This is a genomic window from Burkholderia sp. LS-044, from assembly GCF_004803625.1.
GTDB classification, from domain to species: Bacteria; Pseudomonadota; Gammaproteobacteria; order Burkholderiales; family Burkholderiaceae; genus Burkholderia; species Burkholderia cepacia.
In genome coordinates, this window is sequence record NZ_SSWO01000026.1 from 17,008 (window position 1) to 41,733 (window position 24,726).

21 protein-coding genes are annotated in these 24,726 nt (G+C 67.5%); 11 read left to right on the forward strand and 10 right to left on the reverse strand.

What is annotated here, in order from left to right:
• The first annotated feature begins 21 nt into the window (after positions 1 to 21).
• Complete coding sequence (gene tssA, locus E9536_RS38105) at positions 22 to 1,143, forward strand: type VI secretion system protein TssA (RefSeq protein WP_027788510.1); 1,122 nt, start codon at positions 22 to 24, stop codon at positions 1,141 to 1,143.
• A gap of 85 nt (positions 1,144 to 1,228) precedes the next feature.
• On the opposite strand, the gene E9536_RS38110 is transcribed toward tssA, so the two are convergent.
• From E9536_RS38110 to E9536_RS38125, 4 genes are all read right to left on the reverse strand, one after another.
• A complete protein-coding gene (locus tag E9536_RS38110) occupies positions 1,229 to 2,158 on the reverse strand; it encodes an OmpA family protein (protein ID WP_059688450.1) in 930 nt (309 codons plus the stop codon).
• Between the two features lie 4 nt (positions 2,159 to 2,162).
• Positions 2,163 to 3,152: a type VI secretion system-associated protein TagF gene (gene tagF / locus E9536_RS38115; protein ID WP_027788508.1), complete on the reverse strand. Its 990-nt coding sequence runs from the start codon at positions 3,150 to 3,152 to the stop codon at positions 2,163 to 2,165.
• Positions 3,149 to 7,093, reverse strand: coding sequence for a type VI secretion system membrane subunit TssM (tssM, locus tag E9536_RS38120; protein WP_060194596.1), 3,945 nt, complete (start codon positions 7,091 to 7,093; stop codon positions 3,149 to 3,151). Before tssM ends, tagF begins: the two co-directional genes overlap by 4 nt.
• Before the next feature lie 301 nt (positions 7,094 to 7,394).
• On the reverse strand, positions 7,395 to 8,240 hold the full coding sequence (locus E9536_RS38125; protein WP_136472743.1) for a M15 family metallopeptidase: 846 nt from the start codon (positions 8,238 to 8,240) through the stop codon (positions 7,395 to 7,397).
• A gap of 121 nt (positions 8,241 to 8,361) precedes the next feature.
• On the opposite strand from E9536_RS38125, the gene E9536_RS38130 reads away from it, so the two are divergent.
• A complete protein-coding gene (locus E9536_RS38130) occupies positions 8,362 to 9,315 on the forward strand; it encodes a phage tail protein (RefSeq protein ID WP_136472745.1) in 954 nt (317 codons plus the stop codon).
• A gap of 205 nt (positions 9,316 to 9,520) precedes the next feature.
• Complete coding sequence (locus E9536_RS38135; RefSeq protein ID WP_059688453.1) at positions 9,521 to 10,546, forward strand: transporter; 1,026 nt, start codon at positions 9,521 to 9,523, stop codon at positions 10,544 to 10,546.
• Between the two features lie 13 nt (positions 10,547 to 10,559).
• Here the strand turns inward: E9536_RS38135 and E9536_RS38140 are convergent, their stop codons facing one another.
• Together E9536_RS38140 and E9536_RS38145 are read right to left on the reverse strand one after the other, a co-directional pair.
• On the reverse strand, positions 10,560 to 10,712 hold the full coding sequence (locus tag E9536_RS38140) for a DUF1427 family protein (RefSeq protein ID WP_021161806.1): 153 nt from the start codon (positions 10,710 to 10,712) through the stop codon (positions 10,560 to 10,562).
• 24 nt (positions 10,713 to 10,736) lie between these two features.
• A complete protein-coding gene (locus E9536_RS38145; RefSeq protein ID WP_136472747.1) occupies positions 10,737 to 11,714 on the reverse strand; it encodes a zinc-binding alcohol dehydrogenase family protein in 978 nt (325 codons plus the stop codon).
• A gap of 161 nt (positions 11,715 to 11,875) precedes the next feature.
• Between E9536_RS38145 and E9536_RS38150 the strand changes: the two genes are divergently transcribed.
• The gene (locus E9536_RS38150; RefSeq protein ID WP_021161804.1) at positions 11,876 to 12,796 is read left to right on the forward strand and encodes a LysR family transcriptional regulator; all 921 of its coding nucleotides are present in this window, start codon (positions 11,876 to 11,878) and stop codon (positions 12,794 to 12,796) included.
• Positions 12,797 to 12,940: 144 nt separating this feature from the next.
• On the opposite strand, the gene E9536_RS38155 is transcribed toward E9536_RS38150, so the two are convergent.
• The gene (locus E9536_RS38155; protein WP_059710380.1) at positions 12,941 to 15,109 is read right to left on the reverse strand and encodes a M1 family metallopeptidase; all 2,169 of its coding nucleotides are present in this window, start codon (positions 15,107 to 15,109) and stop codon (positions 12,941 to 12,943) included.
• A 639-nt stretch (positions 15,110 to 15,748) separates the two neighbouring features.
• On the opposite strand from E9536_RS38155, the gene E9536_RS38165 reads away from it, so the two are divergent.
• The 4 genes from E9536_RS38165 (at position 15,749) to E9536_RS38180 (ending at position 19,014) form a co-directional block, all read left to right on the forward strand.
• Positions 15,749 to 16,243 carry an LEA type 2 family protein gene (locus E9536_RS38165; RefSeq protein ID WP_060359919.1) on the forward strand — a complete coding sequence of 165 codons (495 nt, stop codon included), beginning with the start codon at positions 15,749 to 15,751 and terminating at the stop codon, positions 16,241 to 16,243.
• Positions 16,244 to 16,411: 168 nt separating this feature from the next.
• Positions 16,412 to 16,744 (forward strand): YegP family protein, encoded by a 333-nt coding sequence (locus E9536_RS38170; protein ID WP_027788501.1) that lies wholly within the window; start codon positions 16,412 to 16,414, stop codon positions 16,742 to 16,744.
• 156 nt (positions 16,745 to 16,900) lie between these two features.
• Positions 16,901 to 18,034: a class I SAM-dependent methyltransferase gene (locus tag E9536_RS38175; RefSeq protein WP_027788500.1), complete on the forward strand. Its 1,134-nt coding sequence runs from the start codon at positions 16,901 to 16,903 to the stop codon at positions 18,032 to 18,034.
• Between the two features lie 89 nt (positions 18,035 to 18,123).
• The gene (locus tag E9536_RS38180; RefSeq protein ID WP_021161799.1) at positions 18,124 to 19,014 is read left to right on the forward strand and encodes an SAM-dependent methyltransferase; all 891 of its coding nucleotides are present in this window, start codon (positions 18,124 to 18,126) and stop codon (positions 19,012 to 19,014) included.
• A gap of 59 nt (positions 19,015 to 19,073) precedes the next feature.
• Here E9536_RS38180 and E9536_RS38185 read toward each other — a convergent pair whose 3' ends face one another.
• Both E9536_RS38185 and E9536_RS38190 read right to left on the reverse strand, forming a co-directional pair.
• Positions 19,074 to 19,646: a DUF1415 domain-containing protein gene (locus E9536_RS38185; RefSeq protein WP_136472749.1), complete on the reverse strand. Its 573-nt coding sequence runs from the start codon at positions 19,644 to 19,646 to the stop codon at positions 19,074 to 19,076.
• 76 nt (positions 19,647 to 19,722) lie between these two features.
• Entirely contained in the window at positions 19,723 to 20,343 is a 621-nt protein-coding gene (locus tag E9536_RS38190; protein ID WP_027788498.1) for a TetR/AcrR family transcriptional regulator, read from the reverse strand.
• Positions 20,344 to 20,563: 220 nt separating this feature from the next.
• Here E9536_RS38190 and E9536_RS38200 point away from each other — a divergent pair, with 220 nt between their 5' ends.
• From E9536_RS38200 to E9536_RS38210, 3 genes are all read left to right on the forward strand, one after another.
• The gene (locus E9536_RS38200) at positions 20,564 to 21,847 is read left to right on the forward strand and encodes an MFS transporter (RefSeq protein WP_136472751.1); all 1,284 of its coding nucleotides are present in this window, start codon (positions 20,564 to 20,566) and stop codon (positions 21,845 to 21,847) included.
• Positions 21,848 to 22,012: 165 nt separating this feature from the next.
• The gene (locus E9536_RS38205) at positions 22,013 to 22,618 is read left to right on the forward strand and encodes a nitroreductase family protein (RefSeq protein ID WP_021161795.1); all 606 of its coding nucleotides are present in this window, start codon (positions 22,013 to 22,015) and stop codon (positions 22,616 to 22,618) included.
• A 186-nt stretch (positions 22,619 to 22,804) separates the two neighbouring features.
• Positions 22,805 to 24,055 (forward strand): Hsp70 family protein, encoded by a 1,251-nt coding sequence (locus E9536_RS38210; RefSeq protein ID WP_060173921.1) that lies wholly within the window; start codon positions 22,805 to 22,807, stop codon positions 24,053 to 24,055.
• 100 nt (positions 24,056 to 24,155) lie between these two features.
• Here the strand turns inward: E9536_RS38210 and E9536_RS38215 are convergent, their stop codons facing one another.
• On the reverse strand, positions 24,156 to 24,359 hold the full coding sequence (locus tag E9536_RS38215; RefSeq protein ID WP_006477070.1) for a cold-shock protein: 204 nt from the start codon (positions 24,357 to 24,359) through the stop codon (positions 24,156 to 24,158).
• Positions 24,360 to 24,726: the final 367 nt, after the last annotated feature.

The following is a 24,726-nucleotide window of genomic DNA, read 5'->3' on the forward strand; positions in this document are numbered from 1 at the left end:
CAGCATTGATGAACTGAAACCATGCCGATCAATCTCCCCGAGCTGCTGACGCCGATCAGCGATGCGTCGCCCAGCGGCGACGACCTGCTGTTTTCGAACGAATTCGACGCGATCCAGGACGCGCGGCGCTACGACGATCCGACGCTCGACCAGGGCGAATGGGTGACCGAGATCAAGGAGGCCGACTGGGGCTTCGTCGTCGATCACGCGGGCGAGCTGCTGCGCACGCGCACGAAGGACCTGCGGCTCGCCGTATGGCTGACCGAGGCGCTCGCGCTCGAGGACGGCATCACCGGCCTCACCGAAGGCTATGCGTTGCTCGAGGGCCTGTGCCGCGACTTCTGGGACACCGTGCACCCGCTGCCCGAAGACGACGACACCGAGCACCGGCTCGGCAACGTCGCGTGGCTGTCCGGCCGCACGGCGGAGCTGCTGCGCGCGGTGCCATTGACGGACGGCGCGTCGAACGCGTTCAGCACGCTCGACTGGGAAGTGGCGCAGCACGTCGCGCAGGCCATCAAGCGCGACCCCGAACACGCGGACGACATCGCACGCGGCAAGCCGTCGATCGAGCAGATCGATTCGTCGCGGCGCGTGACGTCGATCGCGTTCTACACGGCGCTGCTCGCGAACCTGAAGGCGTTCGAATTCGCGCTCGATGCGTTCGAGGAGCGGCTTGTCGAGCGCGCGGGCGATTCGGCGCCGAGCTTCCGGCAGGCGCGCGACGCGTTCGAGACCGTGTACCGGCTCGCCGAGCGCTTTGCGCGCGAGCAGGGTTATACGGGCAGCGCGCCGCACACGCAGTCGGCACCGCAGGCGCAACCCGAGCGCATCGAGCCGGTGTTCGGCAACCCGATTCAGACCGAGGAGACTCACGTGCAGCCGCAGCCCGTTCCGCGCGCCCCGGTGACGCAGATGATCGCCGGCATCCAGAACCGTGCGCAAGCCGTCGACCAGTTGCGCGCGGTCGCCCGCTATTTCCGCCAGACCGAGCCGCACAGCCCGGTCGCGTATCTCGCCGACAAGGCGGCCGAATGGGCCGACATGCCGCTGCACAAGTGGCTCGAGAGCGTCGTGAAGGACGACGGCTCGCTGTCGCATATTCGCGAACTGCTGGGCGTGAGGCCTGACGAGCAGTCGTAAACGCGAAACGGGCGGCGCATCGCTGCCGCCGCCCGTCGCCTGCCGGGCCGCTCCGTACGAAGCGGCCCGTGACGTCCCTCTACGCTTACTGCCCCACCCGGAACTCGATCCGTCGATTCCGCGCCCGCCCGTCCGCCGTATCGTTCGGCGCGATCGGCTGATCCGGCCCGACGCCCGTCGTCGTCATCTGCTGCGGCGGAATGCTCTTCGTGATCAGGTAACCCTTCACCGCATCCGCGCGCGCCTGGCTCAGCGCAATGTTCGACGTGCGGTTCCCCGAGTTGTCGGTGTGACCGATGATGTCGACCGTGCGGTTCTGCATCTTCGCGAGCGCGGCCGCCATCTGGTCGAGGATCAGCTTGCCCTGCGGCGTGAGCGTTGCGCTGCCCGTCTCGAACTCGATCGTCCGGTTCGCGAGCGTCTGGTCGAGCACGCCCTGTTCGGACGCCGATACGCGCAGCCCGTTCCTGATCGTATACGTCGGGTTCAGCGTGTTCGCCATGTCGCTCGCGAGCTGCTGGCGCTGCGCTTCGTTGTGCACCTCGCCCTTCATCTCGATCTGCGTGCCGTTGATCTTCAACTGCCCCTTGCTGATCTGCTTGAGCTGCGCGCCGAGCAGCTTCTGCACGTTCGCGCTCCAGTTCGGCGGCGTCGCGACGTCGCCGACCTCGATCTGGTCGACGACGTTCGTCGCGCCGTAGGTGTCGCGCAGCTTCTGCAGCACGGCGGCCTTGGTCGCCTCGTCGGGCACCTTGCCGCCGACGACCACCTGGCCGGGCGTCGCGGCCGCGGGCGGCGGCGTGATGGTGCTCGCGGTGCCGGCCGTGCCGTGCACGACGGCGCCTGACGCCGTCCCCGGTGCGGCACCGGTGTTCGCGGGCAGCGCGGTCGTCGCGACCGTGCCGTTGCCGACCGGCGTGACCGTCGCGCCCGTGTTCTGCGCGAAAGCCGTGCCGCTGCCGATGAACAGGCCCGAGGCGAGGAGGGCGGCGAGGACGTGATTCATGCGATGCATCCCGTCAGCCTCCGATGAACGCTTCGCGGAACGCGTCGATGGCGACGCGCAGCGAGAGTTGCGGTTGGTCGAGGTAGCTGACGAGCTTGCTGATCTGGTGATCGTTTTGCGCATGGGCGTCGATCCACTCGGGATCGTCGATGTCGATGTTGTGGGCGGCGTAGGTCTGCGGGTCGACGACGCTCAGCAGCGTCTTGGCCGACGCGCCGTTGAAGCCGATGATGAGCCGTTCGCGCTCGGCGATCGTGCCGATGAAGATCGCGAGCTCGAAGTCGGCCTGCGCGACGAACGGCGCGATCAGTTCGAGCCAGAACGCGGCGACGAGGCTGCGGTAGAACGGATCGACCGGCAGCGGCAGCGTCAGGCCGCGCTCGATGTGCGACGAGCCGCTCTGCATCACCGGCCGCAGCAGCGAGCCGAGCGCGAGCATCGCGCCGCGCAGCCGCACGGGATGACCGCTGTCGAGCAGCATCTCCTGGAGGCCGTACAGCGACTGGTGTTCGACGAAATCGTTGAAGGTGCCGTCATGCGACGTGCCGGGGCCGCCGACGTCGATCGGCACCTGCGTGTCGCCGAGCGCCTGCAGCGCGCCGGGTGGCTCGTCCTTGCCGAGCAGCGGCGGGATCTGCGTGGCGACGCGCGACCACAGCCGCGCGAACGCGAGCGGGCTGCGCGCGAGGAACGCGAGCGGCCGGTCGACTTCGAGCGCCGTTGCGCCGAGGAACGGGAAGCGGCGCATCGACACGTCGTGGCTCGCGACCATGTGGCCCGCGATCGCGAGCTTGCTGCGCGAGCCGAGGAACGCGAAATGCATCGGCTTCGCATCCTCGTAGACGAGCTTCCAGCGCGGATCTTCCGCGAGCAGTTCGAGCGCCTGCGCGATCCAGCGGTCGAGCGTCTGCAGCAACTGCGGATTGTGCGGGCTCTTCACGAAGTCGCCGCGCGACGGAATCTTGCCGAAGTAGGCGATTTGCGCCTGTACGGTTTGCGTCATTGCGCCCCCTGTGCATTCGTTGCGTTGGCGGCCGCGACGGCCGGCGCTGCGCCCGGCGTACCCGTGCCGGACTGGGTCGCGTTCTGCGCGGCGCCCGCGCTCGCGTCGGCGACCGACGACGGCAGCTGCAGGCCGCGCAGGCTCTGCTGCTGCGGCTGGTCGCTGCCCCCGCCGCCGGACGGTTGCGACGTGCTGATGATGCGCATCGTCACCGACACGTTCACGTTGCCCTGCGCCCACGTCAGGTCGAAGGTGCCGTCCGGACGGCGCTTGCGTTGCGCCGAGTTGATCAGCTTCTCGAGGCCGTAGCGGCCCGGCTCGTTGACGAGCTGCACCGTGCGGCCGTCGAAGGTCGTCGCGGACAGTGTCGCGCCCGGCGAGCCCTGCGGGTTCGGCCACACGAAGTTGGTCCACTGCGGCGGCGTGTTGCGGTAGCGCAGTTGCTGGCCGTCGATCGCGATCGTGTATTCCGTCGTGCCCGTGCTCGGCTGCGGCAGGATCTGGAACACGGTCTGCGGCTCGGACGACGCGGCCGCGCCGCCTGCCGCACCGCCCGCGAGCGGCGCGACCCAGCGCGCGAAGCCGTTCGTGAAGTCCGGCGTGAGGCCGATGCCCATGTCGCCCCACGTGCGGGCGGCGAGGGTGTCGCCGCGGCGCACCGCGAGCGGCCCGAGCGTCGTGCCGACGAACTTCGCGATCGAGCCGTCCGGACCGAACACCTGCGCGATTTCACCGGCGCCGGCCTCGACCTTCGCGCTCGCCGCGAACGGGTACTTCGTCGCGAGCGAGTTCTGGAACGGCTGGTAGACCTGCGCGTTCCACACCTTGTTGACTTCGGCGCTGGCCGGCTGGATCACGACCGCGAACGCCTGCATCAGCGGCCGCACGAGCAGCGGACGCAGCGACTTGCGTTGCGAATCGGTGAGGCCGGTCAGCATCTGTTCGTCGACGAGCTTCAGCGAATCGGCGAGTTCCGAACCGTTGCCGTCGAGCGTCTGCTGCATCAGCTGGCGCGCGCCCGGGCCCGGGTCGCCCTGGTTCTTGATCACGTTGAAGCGCGTGCGGACCTTCGACAGCGACTCCATGTAGCCCTTGAGCATCGACGTGCCGTCATGCACCGCGACGATCCGCGCGAGCCCGATGAATTCCTGGCCGATCGGACCCATCGGCACCTCGGCCGGATTGCCGTTGATGTCGATGTTGGCGGCCGCCACCTGGCCGGCCGGCGAGCGCGAGAACAGTTGCTTGACCCAGTTCACGACACCCGTCTGCGCCTTCTTGATCGTCACGTTCGCGAGCGACGGGTTGTCCCACGACGTCTGGTCGTACGCGGTCTCGAGGATCTTGCGGATCGGCGAATCCTGCGGGTCGCCGAGGCGGTTCATCCCGTCGACGGCCTGGCCGAAGCTGCTGAAGCCCTGCACGGCGATGCCCTGCATGAACTTCTGCCAGTGCTGCGCATACTCGGTCTTGTACATGCCGACGAGCGTCTTCTGGATCTGCTCGGGGCTGCCCTCGAGCGTCAGGTCGTCCTGCGTCGACGTGTTCAGCACCCAGTCCTTCGCCTGCAGTTCCTTGGTCGCCGCGTCGCGGATCGCCGGCTGCACGTAGTCGAACCACGCTTCGCGCGTGAACGTGCCCGGAATCGCGTAGCTGCCTGCCACGAGCCCCTGGTTGCCGTCGCCGACGATGCGCGCGATGGTCATCGGCGCGAAGCGGGTCGACGCGCGTGCCTTGATTTCCTCGTACACGCGCTGGCGGGCCGGCATGCCGCGCACGACGCGGCGCAGGTTCTCGCGGGTCTGGTCGACGAGCGCGAGGTTCGCGTCGATCATCGGCCAGTCGTCGTCGTTCACGCGCGACAGGTAGAACGAGATCATGCGCTCCGCGCTCTTGATCATCTCGTCGCGCGGCATGTTGCCGCGATTCGTCTCGAGCCAGCCGCGCCAGAAGCGGGCGAGCTGGTCGGTCAGGTGCGCCTGTTCGACGTGACGCTTGTCGGACAGCATCAGGTACGTCTTGAGCGCGTTGTACGCGTCCTGCACGTTGGTCGGCGACGCGTCGCTGTAGAGGCCGCCCTGCGGAGCGGCCGGCTGTTGCGCGGCGGCCGGCGCGGTGCCGGACGCGGCCAGTGCGGCGCCGGCCTGCGGCGCGGCGCCTGCCGCGTTCGTCGAGACCGGAATCGCGCCACCCTGCACGGCGCCCGATTCGGGCGGGCGCGTCATCGGCACGAGCTGCTCGGGGTGCGCGTTCACGTCCTTCATGAACGACGCGAGATTCTGCGACACGGGGGCCAGCAGGATCTGGCGCACGCCGTTGTAATACTCGGTCAGCAGGTGCTGCTCGAGACGGTCGCCCTGGTACAGGCCGAGCGACACCGAGACCGGCTTGTCGCGGCGGAACTGCTCAAGCTGCTCGATCCGGTCTTCGAGGATGTCCATCGCCTGCAGGCGCGACTGCAGGTCGTTGCGGCCCTGTTGCAGGCGCGTGACGTTGTCGAGGTCGGCCTGCACGTTCGCGACGAGCTGCTGGTTGCCGATCGTCGACCAGGTCCAGCCGCCCAGCGCGAGCGCGAGCGCCGCGACGAAGCCGAAGAAGGTCGCATAGCGCAACCGGGTCTTGGTCGGGCTCGCGAACTGCCGCACCGTCTGGCGGTCCGCGAAGATCACCTTCGAGAACAGGTCGCGCAGGAAGAAGCCGTTCTTCGAGAACGCGCTGTGCGGCTTCGGCAGCGCGCTGCCGTCGAGGCCGAAGCGTTGCGCGATGCGCTGCGCGGCCGCGCTGTTGGTTTCGCCTTCCTGCAAGGCGCTGGTGAAGTAGAAGCCGCGGAAGATCGGCTTGTACTGGAACGGGTTGTTCTCGAACAGCGTCGCGAGGAACGCGCGCAGCGACGGCTTGATCGTCGAGAATTCGAGCGGGAAGCTCAGCTGGCCCGGCGACAGCTGGTTGCCGCGCGACAGCGACAGCTGCGCGACGCTGATTTCCTTCAGCCCTTCGTACAGTTCCTCGAAGTGCGTGTCGAACTGCGCGACCACGTCGCGCTTGTCGTCGGGTTCGTAGGGCAGGGTGGCGCCCCACACGCGGTCGTACTCGTGCTTGTCGCTGCTGCTGAAGAATTCGGTGAAGCCGGTGATCAGGTCGGCCTTCGTGAACATCACGTAGACCGGCGCGAACACCTCGAGCTTCTCCGTCAGCTCCTGAACGCGCTGGCGGAGGTTTTTCGCGAGGTTGATCGCGAATTCGGGGCGGTTGCCGGTGAGTTCGGCGATGCTCGCGGTAACGATGATGCCGTTGATCGGCGCCTTCGGGCGATAGCGCTTGAGCAGGCCGAGGAAGCCGAGCCATTCGCTGCGATCTTCCTCGTGCACCGAATAACGGCCGGCCGTGTCGAGCAGGATCCCTTCGGTCGTGAAGAACCAGTCGCAGTTGCGCGTGCCGCCGATGCCGTGGATCACGGCGCTGTTCTTGTCCGCGAACGGGAACTGCAGGCCGGAATTGAGCACGGCGCTGCTCTTGCCCGCGGCCGGGTTGCCGATGACGATGTACCACGGCAGTTCGTACAGCGCGGAGCCGCCCGACACCTGGCCGATCTTCGACGTCTTGATCGTCTTCACGGCGTCCGACAGGCGCGTGCGCAGCACGTCGAGGTCGGCCGTCTTCGCGTCGGGGGCGAGCGCGGCGGCGGCGGGCGCGGCGATCTTGCCGGTTTCCGCCTGCTCCTCCAGCACCTGGCCGAGCTGCTGGTTCGCGCGCTTCACGCGCCAGCGGCGCCACAGCGCGACGACGAGCCACAGCGCGAGGATCGCCGCGAACGCGATCGCCGCCCACAGGAGCGGCAGCTGGAGCATGTCGGCGACGATGAAGAGGATGGCCGCTAGCGCGACGATCCCGACGATCGAGAGCGTACGCGGATGAGTCAGCACGTTGAGGATGCGTTGCATAGGACGTTCAGGTTCCGGTGCGATTCGGTGAGGCGACGCAGGCGCGTCGAGCGGCAAGGGTGGCGCCGCGATGTGTCGCCATGCTGTCAAACGGGATGAAGGGGGCTGGCATCAATGCGCCCGCGGCATCGGAGAAGGCGCGCGCATTAACGAAAGGACGCTGTGAGATTTAAAACGGAAGCGGCGGCCGGAAAAAATCGCGCACCGGAATGCATGATTTTTTGCGCCGCCCATATCGTTTCCTGCCGGGATATTAAAAAGCCCCATGCCGCCCTCATTATTTCCTGTCCGGCAGCCCTGGCTAGCTGCCGCGTCCCAGTTTAAAACCGGGTTTATGGTATTCCACGTGCCCGAGATCCATCATTTTCCAGCGGCCCCCCCAGGTCAGGCCAACCTGTTCGGCGACCTGGCCGTACAACTGGTAGCCGCGCATCGCCCACGGATCTTTCTCGGAAATGACCAGCTTGCCGTCGCGCAGGAATGCGTTGTCGGCCGCCAGCCCGAATTGGTGATAACTCTGGAAGGCCGCCGCGTTGGTCACGTTGCCGCCCATTGCCGCCAGCCGGTTCTGCCGTTCCGGGCTCCGGTAACCTTCCAGCAACGCCATTTCATATCCATATTGTTCGTGCATGATCTTGTAGACCAGCAGCAAACGCGTACGGAAATCCGGATCCAGCAGGTTCCAGTCGCGGCTCGCATCCTTCAGCGCCGGACGTACCTGTTCGACTTCCTTGGTGGCGAAGACTTCCGGCGGCAGCGGCGGGGGCGGTACGAGCTGTTCGCCCTGCAGCAGGGCGGCGATCTTCTCGTCGGGCACGCGCGCCGTGTCGTCGTACTGGAACAATTGCCGGCCGCGTAACGCAATGGCGACCAATGGCGGCGTCGCAAGAATACCTGCCGATACCATAATCATCAAGCGCCGCCGAACCAGTAAATTTTGCACATCGTTTAAAGCGCCTCGCGTAACGCTTGCCGATTTAACAATCTGATTTCGCGTACGCGCGGCGCGATCGTTCGCACGGCGTGTTAGACGGCCGTGAAACTGGGCGACGGATTCGAAAACGGTCGCGCGGATACCCGGTAAAAGCAACAGTGCCGCAACTGCTACGGCAAGGGCGAAATAGGCGACGAGTGCGACGGCAATCAACGAAATCCCCGGAAATTGGAATTGATTGTGTTTTGCAATGCTTGCTCTTAGAATCAGGCTGCTTCGAGAGGCCGGGCTATATTATCGCGGTGAATTAAACCAGGATTCAATGAGACGCTGAATGAGTGCGCCGGAAAATTCAAATTCGAAAACTCCGCCCAGCCTGCTGTCCGATACCAAACCGGCAGGCGACGGAGCTCAGCAGTCGCGCATTCTCGCGAATCTGGAAGGACGTGTCACGCCGCCGGCCGAACCGCCGCGCCGTTCGCTGAAGGCGCCGATCGCGGCCGTCGTTGCACTGGTGGTTGCCGTCGGTGGCTGGGGCGCATGGCGCATGCAGCATTCGGGCGAGCAGGCCGCCGCCGTCACGGCCGAGGCCGCACCCGCGGCCGCCGCACCGGCGAAGGCCGCAGCGGCCAGCGACGCTGCCGTGCAGGTCGCGCAAAATGCGGCATCCGCCGCGCAGCCGGCCACGATCGTCAACGACGACGCAGCTTCCCGAACCGTTGCTTCCGCATCGTCCGCGTCCGCCGCGGACAACAGCCGCCTGTCGCGCGCGCTCGCCAACGGCGCCGACGATGCATCGGGCACGGCCACGGCCGGCGCGGCCGCTGCTGCTGCTGCGACCAAGACCGCGAAGGCCGACGCAGCGAAGAACGCGAAGGTCGCGGCGCACGGCAAGACCGACACGAAGGCCGATGCCAAGGTTGACGCAAAGGCCGAGGCCCGCAAGCATCGCAAGGAACAGCAGGCCGAGCTCGCGCAGGCGAAGAAGCGTCGCGACGCGACGCCGACCCGCAGTGCGAAGGCGGCCGGGAAGGACGATCCGGATGCGGATCTGCTCGCGGCGCTCGTCGCGCGCACGAAGCCCGCCGACAAGAAACTCGCCGTGCAGAAGGCGCAGGCCGTGCCGACCAAGACGGCCGCGACGGCCGGCTCGCTGGCGTCGCGCGTCAAGGAATGTTCGGAGCGCGGTTTCTTCGAGGATCAACTGTGCCGCTGGCGCGTCTGCGAAGGTCACTGGGGCAAGGATCCCGCGTGCCCGAGCGCCGCGCAGTCGGAGACGCGGCAGTAACGCGTCTCGCGTTTGCCGGCCTGCCGCACCTGCGCCGCCCGTTGGGCGGCGCGTTGCTTTTGGGCGCGGAATCGGCCGGTATGATGCGGCGTGACGCTGTCACGGGCGCGTCACGCCCGTCGGGCATACGTTTCCTTTCCTTTTCCGGCGCGGGCTCGCGACCCGCGATGCGCGGCGCGCCGCGCGCCGCACGACCTTCGACACGATGGACCTGATCGTACAGACTTACGGCGCCGATACGTCCGGCATGGTGTGCGGATTCCGCTTCGATCCGGGCGGATCCGGCGCGACGCTCGATGCCGACACGGCCGCCGCGTGGCTGCGCTCGTGCCGCGAGCACGACGGCGCGTCGGACGATTTCGTCTGGCTGCACTTCAATCTCGCGCACGGCGCGAGCGAGCGCTGGATGCGCACGCATCTCGATCTGCCCGACAGCTTCTTCGAATTCCTTCACGAAGGGTCGCGCTCGACGCGCATCGAGCAGGAAGACGGCGCACTGCGCGCGATCGTCAACGACGTGATGTTCAACCTCGAACTGACGCCGTCGGAGATCGCGACGCTGTTCGTCCACGTCGAGCGGCGCATCATGGTCACCGCGCGGCTCAAGCCGCTGCGTTCGGTCGACACGCTGCGCGCGTGCGTGCGCGACGGCGAGCAGTTCCGGTCGCCGGCGGAGCTGCTCGTGCACCTGCTGCGCGACCAGGCCGACCTGCTGATCCAGATCATGCGGCGCACGAGTGTCGACGTCGATCGCATCGAGGACCGCTTCCTGTCGCAGCGGCTCACGTCGAGCCGCATCGAGCTCGGCGCGATGCGCCGCACGCTGACGCGCCTGCAGCGCATGCTCGCGCCCGAGCCCGGGTCGATCTTCCGGCTGCTCGCGAAACCGCCCGCGTGGCTGCACGTGGAAGACGTGCAGGAGCTGCGCGAGTCGACCGAAGAGTTTTCGCTGGTGCTCGCCGACCTGGCCGGGCTCAACGAGCGGATCAAGCTGCTTCAGGAAGAGATCGGTTCGCGTCTCGACGAGCAGAACAACCGGACGCTGTTCACACTGACGCTCGTGACCGTGATCGCGCTGCCGATCAACATCGTCGCCGGCTTCTTCGGAATGAATGTCGGCGGCGTGCCGTTCTCGGAGAACAAGCACGGCTTCTGGCTGATGGTGCTGCTCGTGGCGGGCTTCACGGCACTCGCCGCGTGGTGGGCATTCCGCCGGCGCGACGACCGCTAGCGGCATCGACCCGTCAGCGCAACAGCGCGATCGCGCGTTCGCCGATCACCATTCCAAGCAGCCCGACGAGCGCGACGAGCGGCGGGGCCGGCGAGCGCACGTGCAGCAGCGCATACAACACGCCGACGCCGAGGCCCACCGCGAGCGAAGTCACGTAATCCGTCATGGCGGTCTCCCGTGTGATCCGGCGTCAGGGTTTGAGGATGACGCGCTCGCGCGCACCGGCCAGCACCGCGCGATACGCCTCGTGCGCGCGCTCGAGCGGATAGACGTAGTCGTCGCCGATCGGGAACGGGCGCAGGGTGCCGTTGCCGAAGCCGGGCGCGAGCGTGTCGAGGATCTGCGCGACCGCGGCGCCGCCGAGCTGCAGCGAATCGACGCCCACGAACGTGTGCTGGCCGCGATAGAACGCGAAGATGTCGAACGGCACGCTGCGCTCGATCGTCGAGATGAAGATCTGCCGTGCACCGATCGCCATCGACGCGTTCGCCGCTTCGAAGTACGGGCTGCCGACCGTGTTGTAGACGATGTCCGCGCCGCGGCCGCCGGTCGCCGCGCGCACCGCGTCGGCCACCGGTTCTTTCGACGCGTCGATCATGTGCACGTCGCCCGATGCGTGGCCGCGATAGCCGCCGGCGCTGCGCTCGACGCCGATCACGGTCGCGCCGTGCGCGGTCGCGAGCTGGATCGCGGCCTGGCCGACCTTGCCGTTCGCGCCGAACACGAGCACGACGTCGCCGGCCGTCGGCATGCCGGCGCGGCGCAAGCCTTCGTAGGCGGTGACGAACGGCACGCCGACGCCGGCCGCTTCGTCGAGCGTCAGCACGGCGGGCTTGCGGCGCACCAGTGCCGCGTCGAGCACGAGCCATTGCGCATGCGAGCCGTCGCGCCCGACGCCGAGATCGCCGCCCGAGCCCCACACCGGCGCGCCGATCCAGCCTTCCGGGCCGCTGCGCACGATGCCGGCCCAGTCGCGCCCGGGCGTGCGCGGCCACACCGCGTGCGGCATGCGGCCGAGCGCGGCCTTCACGTCGCTCGGGTTCACGCCGGCCGCGTGCACCTCGATCAGCATCTGGCCGTCGGCCTGTACGGGCGTGTCGATTTCCCTGACCCGCGCGTCGAGCGACTCGATGTCGGCGGCGGGGGCGTCGAAGCGGATGCTGCGCATGGTGATCTCCGTGGCGGTTGGCTGCCGCGCGGCCCGGTGGGGCGGGGCGTGCAGCGAGTGAAATGGATGAACGCAGTCTAGTCGGCCCGGTTTGACGCGGAAACCCGCAAAAGCGGATGATTGTTTTGCGATGAACGCATAGCCAAATCCGAAGACACCAAATGGACGATTTCCTTTCCCCGCACCTGGCGCTGTTCGTCGACGTGGTCGACCAGCAGAGCTTCTCGGCGGCCGCCCGCCGGCTGGGCGTCGCCGCGTCGTCGGTCACGCGACGTATCGACCGCCTCGAGACACAGCTCGGCATCCGCCTCCTGCATCGCACGACGCATGCGCTGCGGCCCACCGAGGCCGGGCAGTTGCTGTACGGGCGCGCGACGCGGATGCTGGCCGAGCTGCGCGGCCTGCAGGAAGACCTGCACAGCCAGCACGACGAGCCGAGCGGGCTGCTGCGCGTCGACTGTCCGGCGCCGTTCGGCCGGCGGCATCTGGTGGCCGCGCTGGCCGCGTTTATGCAGCGTCATCCGGCGCTGCAGGTCGACCTCGTGCTGACCGACAGCATGGTCGACCTGCAGGGCGCGCGGCTCGGCTCCGACGTCGATCTCGCGGTGCGCATCGGTCCGCTCGAGGACACGCGCCTCGTCGCAACCGTGCTGGCGCCGCAGCGGCGCGTGCTGTGCGCGAGCGCGGCGTATCTGGCGCGGCGCGGCGAGCCGGATACGCCCGACGCGCTCGCCGGGCACGACTGCCTCGCCTGGCACGGGGTGCCGCCGCCGGGCGCGTGGCGCTTCGGCGAGCGCCGCCACGCGCCGGCGCAGCCGCGGTTTCGCAGCAATCATTCGGAAGCGTTGCTCGAAGCCGCGATCGACGGGCTCGGTCTCGCGCACCTGCCGACCTGGCTCGCGGGGGACGCGTTGCGCGATGGCCGCTTGCGCGCGGTGCTGCCGCAGTTCGCGGCGGCGCCCGAGCCGGCGACGATCCACGTGTTGCGCCAGCCGGCGCGCGGCACCGCACGCGCGTCGCGGCTCGTCGCGTTCCTCGCGACGTGGTTCGCGCAGCCGGCGTGGGATGCCGCGTGGGCGTGACGACGACGGCCGGCGACGTGTCGCCGGGCCCGACGCACGCCGGGCATGAAAAAGGGCCTCGCACGCGAGGCCCGTCAAAGGTCGGAGAAACCGGTACGCCGGCCGGCCGCCGCAGGCTGCGCGGCACCGGCCGGGCGCGCACCGTTACTGCGTGACTACCTTGCGCGGCTTGAAGATGCCCTGGTATTGCAGTGCCGGGCGTTCCTTCGTCACCGGTTCGATGCCGCCGAAGGTCGGCGTCTGGCGCAGCTTCATCGCAGCAGGCGAAGCGACCGAGCCGATCGACGTCGAGCGCGATGCCGGCGCGAGGTTGTTCGCGACGAGCAGCGCGGCTTCGCTCTTCAGGTTCGCGAGCAGCACCGGATCGGTCGAGCCGTTGACCTGCGTGAGCAGCCCGCTCCAGGCCGCGTCGCTGTAGTTCACGACGTAGTAGTCGAGCCCGCTCGGGTCGGCCACCACGCCCGTGCAGCCGTCGATCCGCGTTTGCGTCTGCGTATCCTTCAGCGCGAGCGTCGTGCGTTTCGCGAGACCCTGGCCGTACGCGAGCGTGATCGGCACCGTCCATTGCAGGCCCGGATACGCGTTCTTGTTCGGGAACGGCTGCTGTTTCAGCGTGACGACCGTCTGGTTCTTCGTCAGGTCGCATTGCGTGTCGAGCGAGATCAGCGGCACGCCGGTCTGGCGGACGTAGCTGTCGCCGATCGCGCCGATCGCCTGGCCGCTTTCCTTCGACAGCGCATCCCACAGGCGCTTCGGTGTGCCGTTGCCGAACGAGTAGTCGACGAGGTACTGCTGCAAACCCTTGCGCAGCGTCTGTTCGCCGAGATAGTTCTCGAGCGTCTTCAGCACGTGGCCGCCCTTGTCGTACGTGAACGCGCTGGCGCTCAGCACGAAGTCGTTCGAGGCCCAGCCGTTGAAGTTCGGCGCGACCGGGAAGGCGTTCGGGCCGATGTCACGATTGATCACGCGGTACTTGTTCTTCACCTGGTCGAGCCAGCTGAACTCGTCGGGGAAGAACTGGATCGTCGTCTTCGTCTCGAAGAACGTCGCGAACGACTCGTTGAGCCACACGTTGTCCCACCAGTCGGTCGTGACGAGATCGCCGAACCACTGGTGCGCGACTTCGTGCGTCAGCACCTCGTTGCCGTAGTGCGACATCGGCTGGCCCGGCTGCGGCAGGATGTCGTCGGCGAACTCGAGGATCGACCCCCAGTTCTCCATCCCGCCGAAGTTCAGGTCCTTCTGCTCCTTGAACGCATCGTTCGCGGCCACCGTGTCGAACTTCGTGAGCGGCAGCGCAATGCCCGTGTAGCGGTAGTAGAAGTCGAGCGCCTGCTTGGTGCGGTCCATCGCCGGCTTCGCCCAGTCGCTCATGCCCGGCGGCGTGAACACGCGCAGGTGCAGGCCGCCCTTGCCGCCCGGCAGCGGGCTCGTGAAGTCGTCTTCATAGGTGTCGAACAGGCCGCCGCCGAAGAACAGCAGGTACGACGGCATCGGCGGGGTCTTCTCGAACTGCACGAGCTTGTAGCCGCCGCCGACGTTGGTCGACGGCTTCTCGGCCGCGTTCGACACGACGCGCCAGTTCGACGGCACTTCGGCCGTCACTTCATAGGTCGGGCGGAACGCCGGCTCGTCCCAGCCGGGGAACCACTGGCGCGACAGGTTGGTTTCGCCCTGCGTGAGGATCGCGCCGCTCGTCTTGCCGTCGGTGCCCTTCAGGTCGACGCGGAACACGCCTTCCGCGGCCGAGCAGCCCGGATACGGATCGTCGCCGCAGCTGCCGCCCGTCTTCGTGCCCGGATCGTCATACGACTTGAAGTTGATGATGCCCGACCATTCCATGTGCAGCGAATAGTTGCCCGGCGAGATCGTGCCGCTCACGGGGCGCAGCTGGTAGAAGTCGCCCTTGTCCTGCGGCGTCGCGATCAGCTGGATGTTGCCCGGCTGCAGCGTGATGCGGCCGTTCGTGAACTTGATCCGGTGGCCGGCGATCACGATGTTGTTGACCGGCTTCAGCACCTTGATCTCGACGTCGGCGCGGCCGTCGAACGCGTTCAGCGCGTCGTTCGGGCGGAACCACAGCCGGTAGTTCACGGGCACCACGGTGTCCGGCAACTCGACAGGCGACACGCTCTTGTCGACGTTGGATGCGCTCGGCGGCGCGTTGACGGTGGGTGACGAGCCCGAGTGCGGCGCGCCGGCGGAGCTGAGCGCGGAAGCGGAGCCTGCACCGCCGTCGTCACCGCCGCACCCGGCGAGTGCGAGCGCGGCGACGAGCGGCAGATAACGCATCTTGCGAATATCGATCGACATGACTGAAACCTCGATTGTTGAAAGAATCGTTCAGTGCTGCGAAAACGCCGGCAAAAACAATCCCCTCGCCGTTAATCAACAGCGATGAAAATGCCAATGACGGATTATTCGAAAAGACGGCGGCCGACTACGTGAAGGTAATCATGGTTTACTGCCCCCTCTGGATTTCCGGATGTCGGTTAACTTGCCGGTTCAAAATGGCCGGGCGCGTGTTGTACTGAGTTGATTTCGCGCGCACGACACGGAGCCGAGCGCCCTGCGCGGGCGCGCGATTCCATTGAACCAACGACCTACGGGGCTGGCCGGGCCGGGCCGCAGGATGGCAGGAAGGCGTGTCGCCGTTCCGTAAAATCGCCGTCATGCGGCTTCAAGCTTTGTCGGCTTGCTCGAAGGATGCGTAAATATACTTGATGGTTTTAGGTAAAGGAAACGAAAAATTTAGAAATTGCATCTATTGAATTCGCCGCGCTTCATTGAATGCTGGAAAGCATTAATGCGCTTTCCGTTTAGCTGGTATTTTCGTAGTTTTAATCTATTAACGATCCGGCGTGGCCGCGAAAACTACGAAACCCGGTGTGCGGGGCGCGCTCGGTACAATGCAGCGACGATCCGCTCACCGATTGCCGCGAGGAGGCCCCCATGCCACGAACCCTGTTCCGAATCGCGCCGCTGCGCGCCGTACTGCCGCTGTTCGCCGCCGTGCTCCTGCTCGGCGGCTGCGCGGGGCTCACGCGCGATTCCGTGCGCGTGTCGGTCGCCGGGCTCGACCCGCTCGTCGGGCAGGGCCTCGAGATGCGTTTCAACCTGAAGCTGCGCGTGCAGAACCCGAACGACACGCCGATCGAATACGACGGCATCTCGGTGGCGCTCGACCTGAACGGCACGCCGTTCGCGAGCGGCGTGAGCGACCGCTCGGGCGTCGTGCCGCGCTTCGGCGAGGCCGTGCTCGACGTGCCGGTTTCCGTGTCGGCGTTCGCCGCCGCGCGGCAGGCGTGGAACCTGCCCGGCGCGGCTGCCAGCGGCGAGTTGCCGTATGCGCTGCGCGGCCGGCTCGCGGGCGGCGTGCTCGGCACCGTGCGCTTCAGCGATGCGGGCACGTTGCGCATGCCGGCGATGCCGGGGTGGGGCGGGTAGACGATGCCGGATGCCGGATGCCGGATGCAGGGCCGGACGAAGCGTCGCGATCGCGGCGCCGTCTGACGATTCCTGACGATCGAGCTTCACGTGCCTTACGTCTTGCGCGTCAATCGCGTTTAGACTGCCTCAGTCCGGAGGGCCGGGCGACTTTTTCGAGAGGGCACCATGGCAGCGAAATTCGTCATCAAGAAAGCGAGCGACGGGCAGTTCCTGTTCCACCTGAAGGCCGCCAACGGCGAGATCATTCTGCGCAGCGAGCTGTACAAGACCAAGGCGTCGGCGGAAAACGGCGTCGCGTCGGTGCGCAAGAACGCGCCGGACGACGCGCGCTACGAGCGCAAGACCGCGAGCAACGGCCAGTTCATGTTCAACCTGAAGGCTGGCAATCACGAGATCATCGGCACGAGCGAACTGTACAAGGCCGAAGCGAGCCGCGAGAACGGCATCGCGTCGGTGAAGCAGAACGCGCCGGACGCCGCGCTCGACGACCAGAGCTGACCGGCCCGTCAGCGCCAGCACGCCGCGAGCAGCGCGCGGGTGGCGGTCGGGGCGGGCGCCCGCGCTTTGCCGCGCGGGCAAAGCGCGGTATGGTGTGGTCCGCGCGGCGCGCGTCTGTCGCGCCGCCTGTCTGAAGCCAACCGTAGCCGAGCTCGCGTGACCGATTTCCCCGTTTTCCACTGGACCGACGCCGACGGCGCCGAACATGCCGTGCGCTGGCGCTCCGAAGCCGGCGTGCAGCCGCCGAAGCGCGCGGTGCCCGCCGACGACCGTCTCACCGCCGACGCGGCCTACCGTCTGGCCTGCGAGGGCACCGCGCTCGTCTGGCAGGGCGACTTCCAGAATGCGCGCCAGCTCGTGCAGGCGATGGCGCGCCGTGTCGAACGCAAGCCGAAGAAGGCGAAGGCCGCGGTGGGCGTCGACGCATTCAACCTGCATCGTCTCGCGCAGTCGCAGCGCGCCCGCACGCTCGGGATGCTGCTGATCCCGCTCGATGCCGACTACACGATCCCGCTGCGCCGCGCGCCCGACGTGCGCGCCGCGTGCGAGGAAGCGTACGGCCCGGGCGGTGCCCCGTCGGTCGTGTCGCTGCGCGAGCTGCTGGGCCTCGTCGGCGCGCATGAATGGCGCAAGAAGGGTGTGCCGATCCCGGCGCTGGGCGGCGCGCCGATCCATCCGCACTACGGCGTGTTCTCGCCGGTGCGCGGCGAATACGTCGAACTCGTCGCGCGCGCGCCGCTGCCGGCGACGTCGCTCGCGTTCGACATCGGCACGGGCACCGGCGTGCTCGCGGCCGTGCTGGCGTCGCGCGGCGTCGAGCGCATCGTCGCGACCGATCAGGATCCGCGGGCGCTCGCCTGTGCGCGCGAGAACGTCGAGCGGCTGGGCCACGCGGGCCGCGTCGAGGTCGTCGAGGCGGATCTGTTTCCGGCCGGCCGCGCGCCGCTCGTCGTCTGCAACCCGCCGTGGGTGCCGGCCCGTCCGAGCGCACCGATCGAATACGCGGTCTACGATCCCGACAGCCGCATGCTGCGCGGTTTCCTCGCGGGGCTCGCCGACCATCTCGAACCGGGCGGCGAAGGCTGGCTGATCCTGTCCGATTTCGCCGAGCATCTCGGCCTGCGGCCGCGCGACACCCTGCTGCAGTGGATCGACGAAGCCGGCCTCGTCGTGCTCGGCCGCGAAGACATCCGCCCCGCACACCCGAAGTCAGCCGACGCCGACGATCCGCTGCACGCGGCACGCCGCGCCGAGGTCACGTCGCTCTGGCGGCTCGGCGCACGAGCCTGACCGCGCATTTTCGGTAAACTATCGCCATTCCTCACGAATTCCCGCCGCCGGGCCGTGGTCTGCCGACCGTGGCCCGGCGCCGCTTCACGATGTCGAACAAGACCCACGAAATCCGCCCGGAGCAGTCCGTCGAGCTGCTGAAGGAACTGCACATCCTCACCCGCGACGGGAAGCTGAACCAGGACAGCCGCCGCAAGCTGAAACAGGTCTATCACCTGTTCCAGTTCATCGAGCCGCTGCTTGCCGGCGTGCAGGCCGACCGTGGCAGCGTGACGCTCGTCGATCACGGCGCCGGCAAGTCGTATCTCGGCTTCATCCTGTACGACCTGTTCTTCAAGCAGCAGCCTGGGCACGGCACGGCGGCGTTTGCGTCGCATGTGTACGGGATCGAGACCCGCGAGGAGCTGGTCACGCGTTCGGCCGAGCTCGCCGCGCGGCTAGGGTTCGGCGGCATGTCGTTCCTGAACCTGTCGGTCGCCGATTCGATCACGTCGCCGAAGCTGCCCGAAACGGTCGACGTCGTCACCGCGCTGCATGCGTGCGACACGGCGACCGACGACGCGATCCGCTTCGCGCTCGCGAAGCGCGCGCAGCACATCGTGCTCGTGCCGTGCTGCCAGGCGGAAGTCGCGGGCGTGCTGCGCAAGAACAAGGGCAAATCGCTCGCGAACGCGCTGACGGAAGTGTGGCGGCATCCGCTGCATACGCGCGAATTCGGCAGCCAGATCACCAACGTGCTGCGCTGCCTGCAGCTCGAAGCGCACGGCTACCAGGTCAGCGTGACCGAGCTGGTCGGCTGGGAGCATTCGATGAAGAACGAGCTGATCATCGCGCAGTACAAGAACCTGCCGCGTCGGCGGCCCGGCGAGCGGCTGAACGAGATCCTGGGGATGTTCGGGCTTGCCGAGCTGAACGCACGTTTCTTCGTGCCGGAAGCCGCGGCGGCGGGCGGCGAGGTCGCGGAGCCGGCCGAAGGCTGACGCGCGGGCGGGCGGTGCGCCACGCGGCGCACGTTGCACGCCGCACGTTGCACGCCGCGTCAGACGTCGTCGCCCGGCCGGCGCATCCATTCGCGCCAGCCGTCGTGGCCGAGGCGGCGCAGAGTTTCCTGATTCCTTTCGTAGATCGCGGACGCGTCCGGGAACGCGTCGACCGCGCGCGCGATGCTGTCCTCGCGCAGCAGGTGCAGGATCGGATACGGCGCGCGGTTCGTGTAGTTCTCGATGTCGTCGGGCTCGCTGCCTTCGAATCGGTAGTGCGGGTGGAAGCTCGCGATCTGCAGCACGCCGTCGAGCCGCAGTTGCCGCACCAGGCGGTCGGCAAAGAACAGCGCATCGTTGTAGTCGACGAAATCGGCGAACGCATGCGGGAAGATCAATAGCGTCGTGTCGACCTGCTGCGGGTTGGCCGCGTCGAGAGCGCGCAGTTCCGTTTCGAGTTCGGCGAGCGCGTCTTCGAGCGTCGTGGCTTCGCTGATCGCGTAGCGCACCTGTTCCTTCACATAGACGCTTTTCGCGAACGGGCACAGATTGAGCCCGATCACCGCGCGCGCGAGCCAGTGCCGCGTGGCGGCGAGGATGTCGTCATGCGATTCGGGGCGGATGTCGGTCATCGTGAAACCAGTCGGGCGGAAGGGCGGCGAGGGCCGCATTGTAGCGGGCGCGCAGCGTGCGGACGCGCGCGGCCCGTCACGCGCACGCGGCTTCGATCAATTGCGTGACGAGCGCGGGCGCGGTGCCGATCGGCGTTTCGCCGTGCCGATAGGTCTGGCTCGCCGCGTAGATACCCTCGACCACCAGCGCGAGCGCATCGGCGAGCGCCTGCGGTTGCCGCGCGCCGGCGCCTTCGCAAAGCGCGACGAGCCGCTTCATCAACTGTTCCTTGTTCTGCGCGACGCGCTCGCGCGCCGGGTGCGATGCATCCGGAAACTCCGCCGCGACGTTGACGAACGGGCAGCCGCGATAGTCCTTCTGCGTCGCGCGCTCGGCCAGGTCGACGAAATACTGGATCAGTTGCGCCTTCGGCTGGCCCGGATGCTTCGCGGTGCTTGTGTCGAGACGCTCGAAGAAACACGCATCCATCCGCTCCAGATACGCGAGGATCAGGTCGTCCTTCGACGAGAACTGCCGATACAGGCTCATCTTGTTGACGCCCGCGCGTTCCACGACCGCCTCGACGCCCACCGTCCGAACGCCTTCCCTGTAAAACAGCTCCTCGGCGGCGCGCAGCAGGTGCTCCTGCGCGGTGGCGCCGTCGATCGGCCGGCGCGTACGACGCGCCGGCGGCTTGGCGATCTCGATGCCCGACATGATGACCCTCGACTGCATATTGGATTGCTTGACATGTTACCGATTGGTCACTACGATCGCAACACACTTGTGACCGGTCGGTAACAATGCCGACCGGATCGACAGACAAATGCCAAGCGTCGGCCCGGGTCAGCCGATGCAGCGTGCGGCGGAGGTGGCCTGGCTGGGTGGGGCGGAGCGGGCGCGGAGGCGCCGGCGCCGCCAACTGGAGAACGCGAAGATGAACTGGGCGGTGACACGAATCGGCGGGCGCTTCCACTACGGATGGCTCGCGGCGGCGGTGGTATTCCTGATCCTGCTGGCGGCCGCCGGCACGCGCGCGACGCCGAGCGTGCTGATGGTGCCGCTCGAACGCGAGCTCGGCTGGAGCCGCGCGGCGATTTCGCTGGCGATCTCGGTGAACATCGCGCTGTATGGCCTGACCGGCCCGTTCGCGGCCGCCGCGATGCAGCGCTTCGGGCTGCGCCCGACCATCCTCACCGCGCTCGTGACGATGAGCGCGGGCGTCGCGCTGTCGTCGATGATGACGCAGAGCTGGCAGATGGTGGTGATCTGGGGCCTGATGGTCGGCTGCTCGACGGGTGTCGTCGCGCTGACGCTGTCCGCGACCTTCGTCACGCGCTGGTTCCATGCGCGGCGCGGGCTCGTGATGGGGATCCTGACCGCGAGCACGGCCACCGGCCAGCTCGTGTTCCTGCCGATGCTCGCGGCGATCGCGCAGCGCCACGGCTGGCGGCCGGTCGTGCTGGTCGTCGCGGTGGCGGCCGCGATCGTGATTCCGCTCGTTGCGTTCCTGTTGCCCGAGCGGCCGGCCGACGTGCAGCTGCGCCCTTACGGCGAGCCGGCCGATGCGCCGCTCGCGCCCGATGCGACCAAGGAGAACCCGCTCGCGGTCGCGTTCCGTACGCTGCTGACGGCGAGCCGCTCGCGCGATTTCTGGCTGCTGTTCTTCAGCTTCTTCATTTGCGGCGCGAGCACCAACGGTTACGTCGGCACGCACCTGATCGCGATGTGCAGCGACTACGGGATGACGGAAGTGCAGGGCGCATCGCTGCTCGCTGCGATGGGCGTGTTCGACCTGTTCGGCACGACGCTGTCGGGCTGGCTGTCCGACCGCTACGACAATCGCGTGCTGCTGTTCTGGTACTACGGGCTGCGCGGGCTGTCGCTGATCTACCTGCCGCATGCGTTCGGGATCGATTTCTTCGGGCTGCCGCTGTTCGCGATGTTCTACGGGCTCGACTGGATCGCGACCGTGCCGCCGACCGTGCGGCTCGCGACCGACGTGTTCGGCAAGGCCGCGGCGCCGGTCGTGTTCGGCTGGATCGTCGCCGGCCACCAGCTCGGCGCGGCATTCGCGGCGCTCGGCGCAGGGCTGCTGCGCGCGAGCCTCGGCACCTACACGATCGCATCGATGATTTCGGGCGGGCTGTGCATCTTCGGCGCGCTGATCGTGCTGCGCATCAACCGCGGCCCGTCGCGCGCGGCTGCGCAGGCGGCCTGATCGCGGCAAGCCGGCAGTCCGGCCGGCCCGCGCGGCAGGCGGCCGGCCAATGCACGCACGGAGATTTGCATAGCTCGGCAGGATCGGGCGCGGATCGGCTCAAGCGGGTATGCTTGCGGTTCGCCAGGCGTTCGCGCCCCTTCATCGATGTCAGCGAGGATCCGCATGTCCGTCAAACCTGCTCCCACCACTGTTTCGATTCACGATCTGATCGCGGGCCGCTGGAGCCCGCGCGCGTATTCGGATGAACCCGTCAGCGCCGGCGATCTGCACGCGGTGCTCGAAGCTGCCCGCTGGGCACCGTCTGCGTACAACGCGCAGCCGTGGCGCTTCATCGTATTCGACCGCACGCAGGACGAAGACGCATTCAAGCGCGCGTTCGCGACGCTGGTGCCGTTCAACCAGGGCTGGAATGCGCCGGCGCCCGTGCTGATCGCCGTGACCGCGCATACGCTCACGCCGAAGGGGGAACCGGCACCGACCGCGCTGTACGACGCGGGCGCCGCCGCGATGTCGCTGGTGCTGCAGGCGCACGCGCTGGGCCTGGCTGCCCACCAGATGAGCGGCTTCGACGCGAAGGCGTTCCGCGACGCGTTTGCGATCCCGGCCGACGTCGCGATTCCGGCGATCATCTCGCTCGGCCACTACGGCAACGTCGACAAGCTCGATCCCGTGCTGCGCGATCGCGAGAAGGCGCCGCGCACGCGTCATGCGATCGGCGAGGTCGTCTATGCGGGCGCGTGGAAGAAGGGCTTCGACGCGGCGGCCTGATCTGCCTGGAGCGGGCTGCGTCGCGCATCCCGTCCGCCTGTCTTCCCGGTGCGCCCGTCTGCGCGCCGTCGCCACCGGGGCCCGCTGCGCGGCACCGGTGGCCGGCCCCGGTTGTGATCCCGCGGGCTTCATGTTAAAAAGCCCGTCCTTTCCGTTTTCGCGCCGGCCCTGCTGCGGCAATTTCCCATGACTTACTGCGCGATCGATTTCGGCACGTCCAATTCCGCCGTGGCGCTGCCCGACGGCGATGGCATGCGCCTCGCGCCCGTCGAGGGCGACCACCTGACGCTGCCCACCGCGATCTTCTTCAACAACGACGAAGAGACGGTCGAATACGGCCGTGCGGCGCTGGCTTCCTACATCGACGGTTTCGACGGCCGGCTGATGCGCTCGATGAAGAGCATTCTCGGCTCGCCGCTCGCGGAAACGACGACCGATCTCGGCGACGGCAGCGCGATCGCGTACACCGACATCATCGCGCGCTTCCTGACGCACCTGAAGCGCAAGGCCGAAACCCGCGCGGCTGCGCCGATCGGTCGTGCGGTGCTCGGCCGGCCCGTGTTCTTCGTCGACGACGATCCGCGCGCCGACCGCCTTGCACAGGACCAGCTCGAGGCTGCCGCGCGATCGGTCGGCTTCACGGACGTTCAATTCCAGTACGAACCGATCGCGGCCGCGTTCGACTACGAGTCGCGCCAGCAGGCGGAGCGCCTCGTGCTCGTCGCCGACATCGGCGGCGGCACGTCCGACTTCTCGCTGGTGCGCGTCGGGCCCGAGCGGATGGCGCGGCTCGAGCGCAAGGACGACGTGCTGGCCCACCACGGCGTGCACGTCGCGGGCACCGACTACGACCGGCGTGTCGAGCTGGCCGCGATCCTGCCCGCATTCGGCTACCGTTCGCTCGATCCCGAAGGGCGCGAGCTGCCGAACAAGATCTACTTCGATCTCGCGACCTGGCACCTGATCAACACGGTCTACACGCCGAAGCGGCTCGGCGAGCTGAAGCTGATGAAGCACCTGTACCGCGATGTGCAGCAGTACGACCGGCTCACGAGCGTGGTCGAGCAGCGGCTCGGGCATGCGTTGATGGCGCGCGCGGAGGAAGCGAAGATCGGCGTCGCGGCGGGCGGGGAGACGATGATCGACCTGAACGACGTGGAAGAGGATCTGCAGATCGCGTTCGATGCCGAGCGCCTCGTCGATGCGAGCCGCGACGACACCGCCCGCATCGTCGACGCCGCGCGCGAGACGGTGCGGCTGGCGGGTGTCGCGCCGCGCGACGTCGGCGCACTGTATTTCACCGGCGGCTCGACGGGGCTCGCGTTCCTGTCGGGTGCGCTCGCGGGTGCGTTCCCGGATGCGCAGCCGGTGTTCGGCGACCGCCTCGCGAGTGTCGCGACGGGGCTCGGCATTCACGCGCAGCGCTTGTTCGGCTGAATGCGGGCGGCTGAAAGGCCGTCATGCCGGGCGACCGGCGCCGAAAAACAAAAAGCCCCGCCGAAGCGGGGCTTTTTTACACGAATAATCGCGCCAAGACTTAGACCGGACGGATGTTCGCAGCTTGCAGACCCTTCGGGCCCGTCTTCACTTCGAATTCAACCTTCTGGTTTTCTTGCAGCGTCTTGAAGCCTTCGACGCGGATTTCCGAGAAGTGCGCGAACAGATCGTCGCCGCCGCCTTCCGGGGTGATGAAGCCGAAGCCCTTTGCGTCATTGAACCACTTGACGGTACCGGTTGCCATGTTACTTGTTCCTAAAAAGATAAAACGGGGCCGAAGCCCATGGTGTGCGGAAAATCAAGGAAGGGGTAATAGGACCAACCGGAGTACCGTTGATGGGCGAACTACGAAAGAACCAATTCACTCGCCACTTGAAATCCTGCGAAGTCCTTTATACGGCTTATCACCCGCGTGGTCAACCGTATTTCCATGGACTCAGGGTTATTGCGTATATCAGGTTTACAAAGCTTGCAAACGATGCGAATTTTTTGTAGGGGCCGAACGATTTTGGCGCCACGCTTGAGGTGCAACCGTTAAACTACGCGCCGCGCGGACGGGTTGCCCTGATCGGGTGACGCGTCCCCCCAAGAATGCGTGCGCGGTGCAGTCC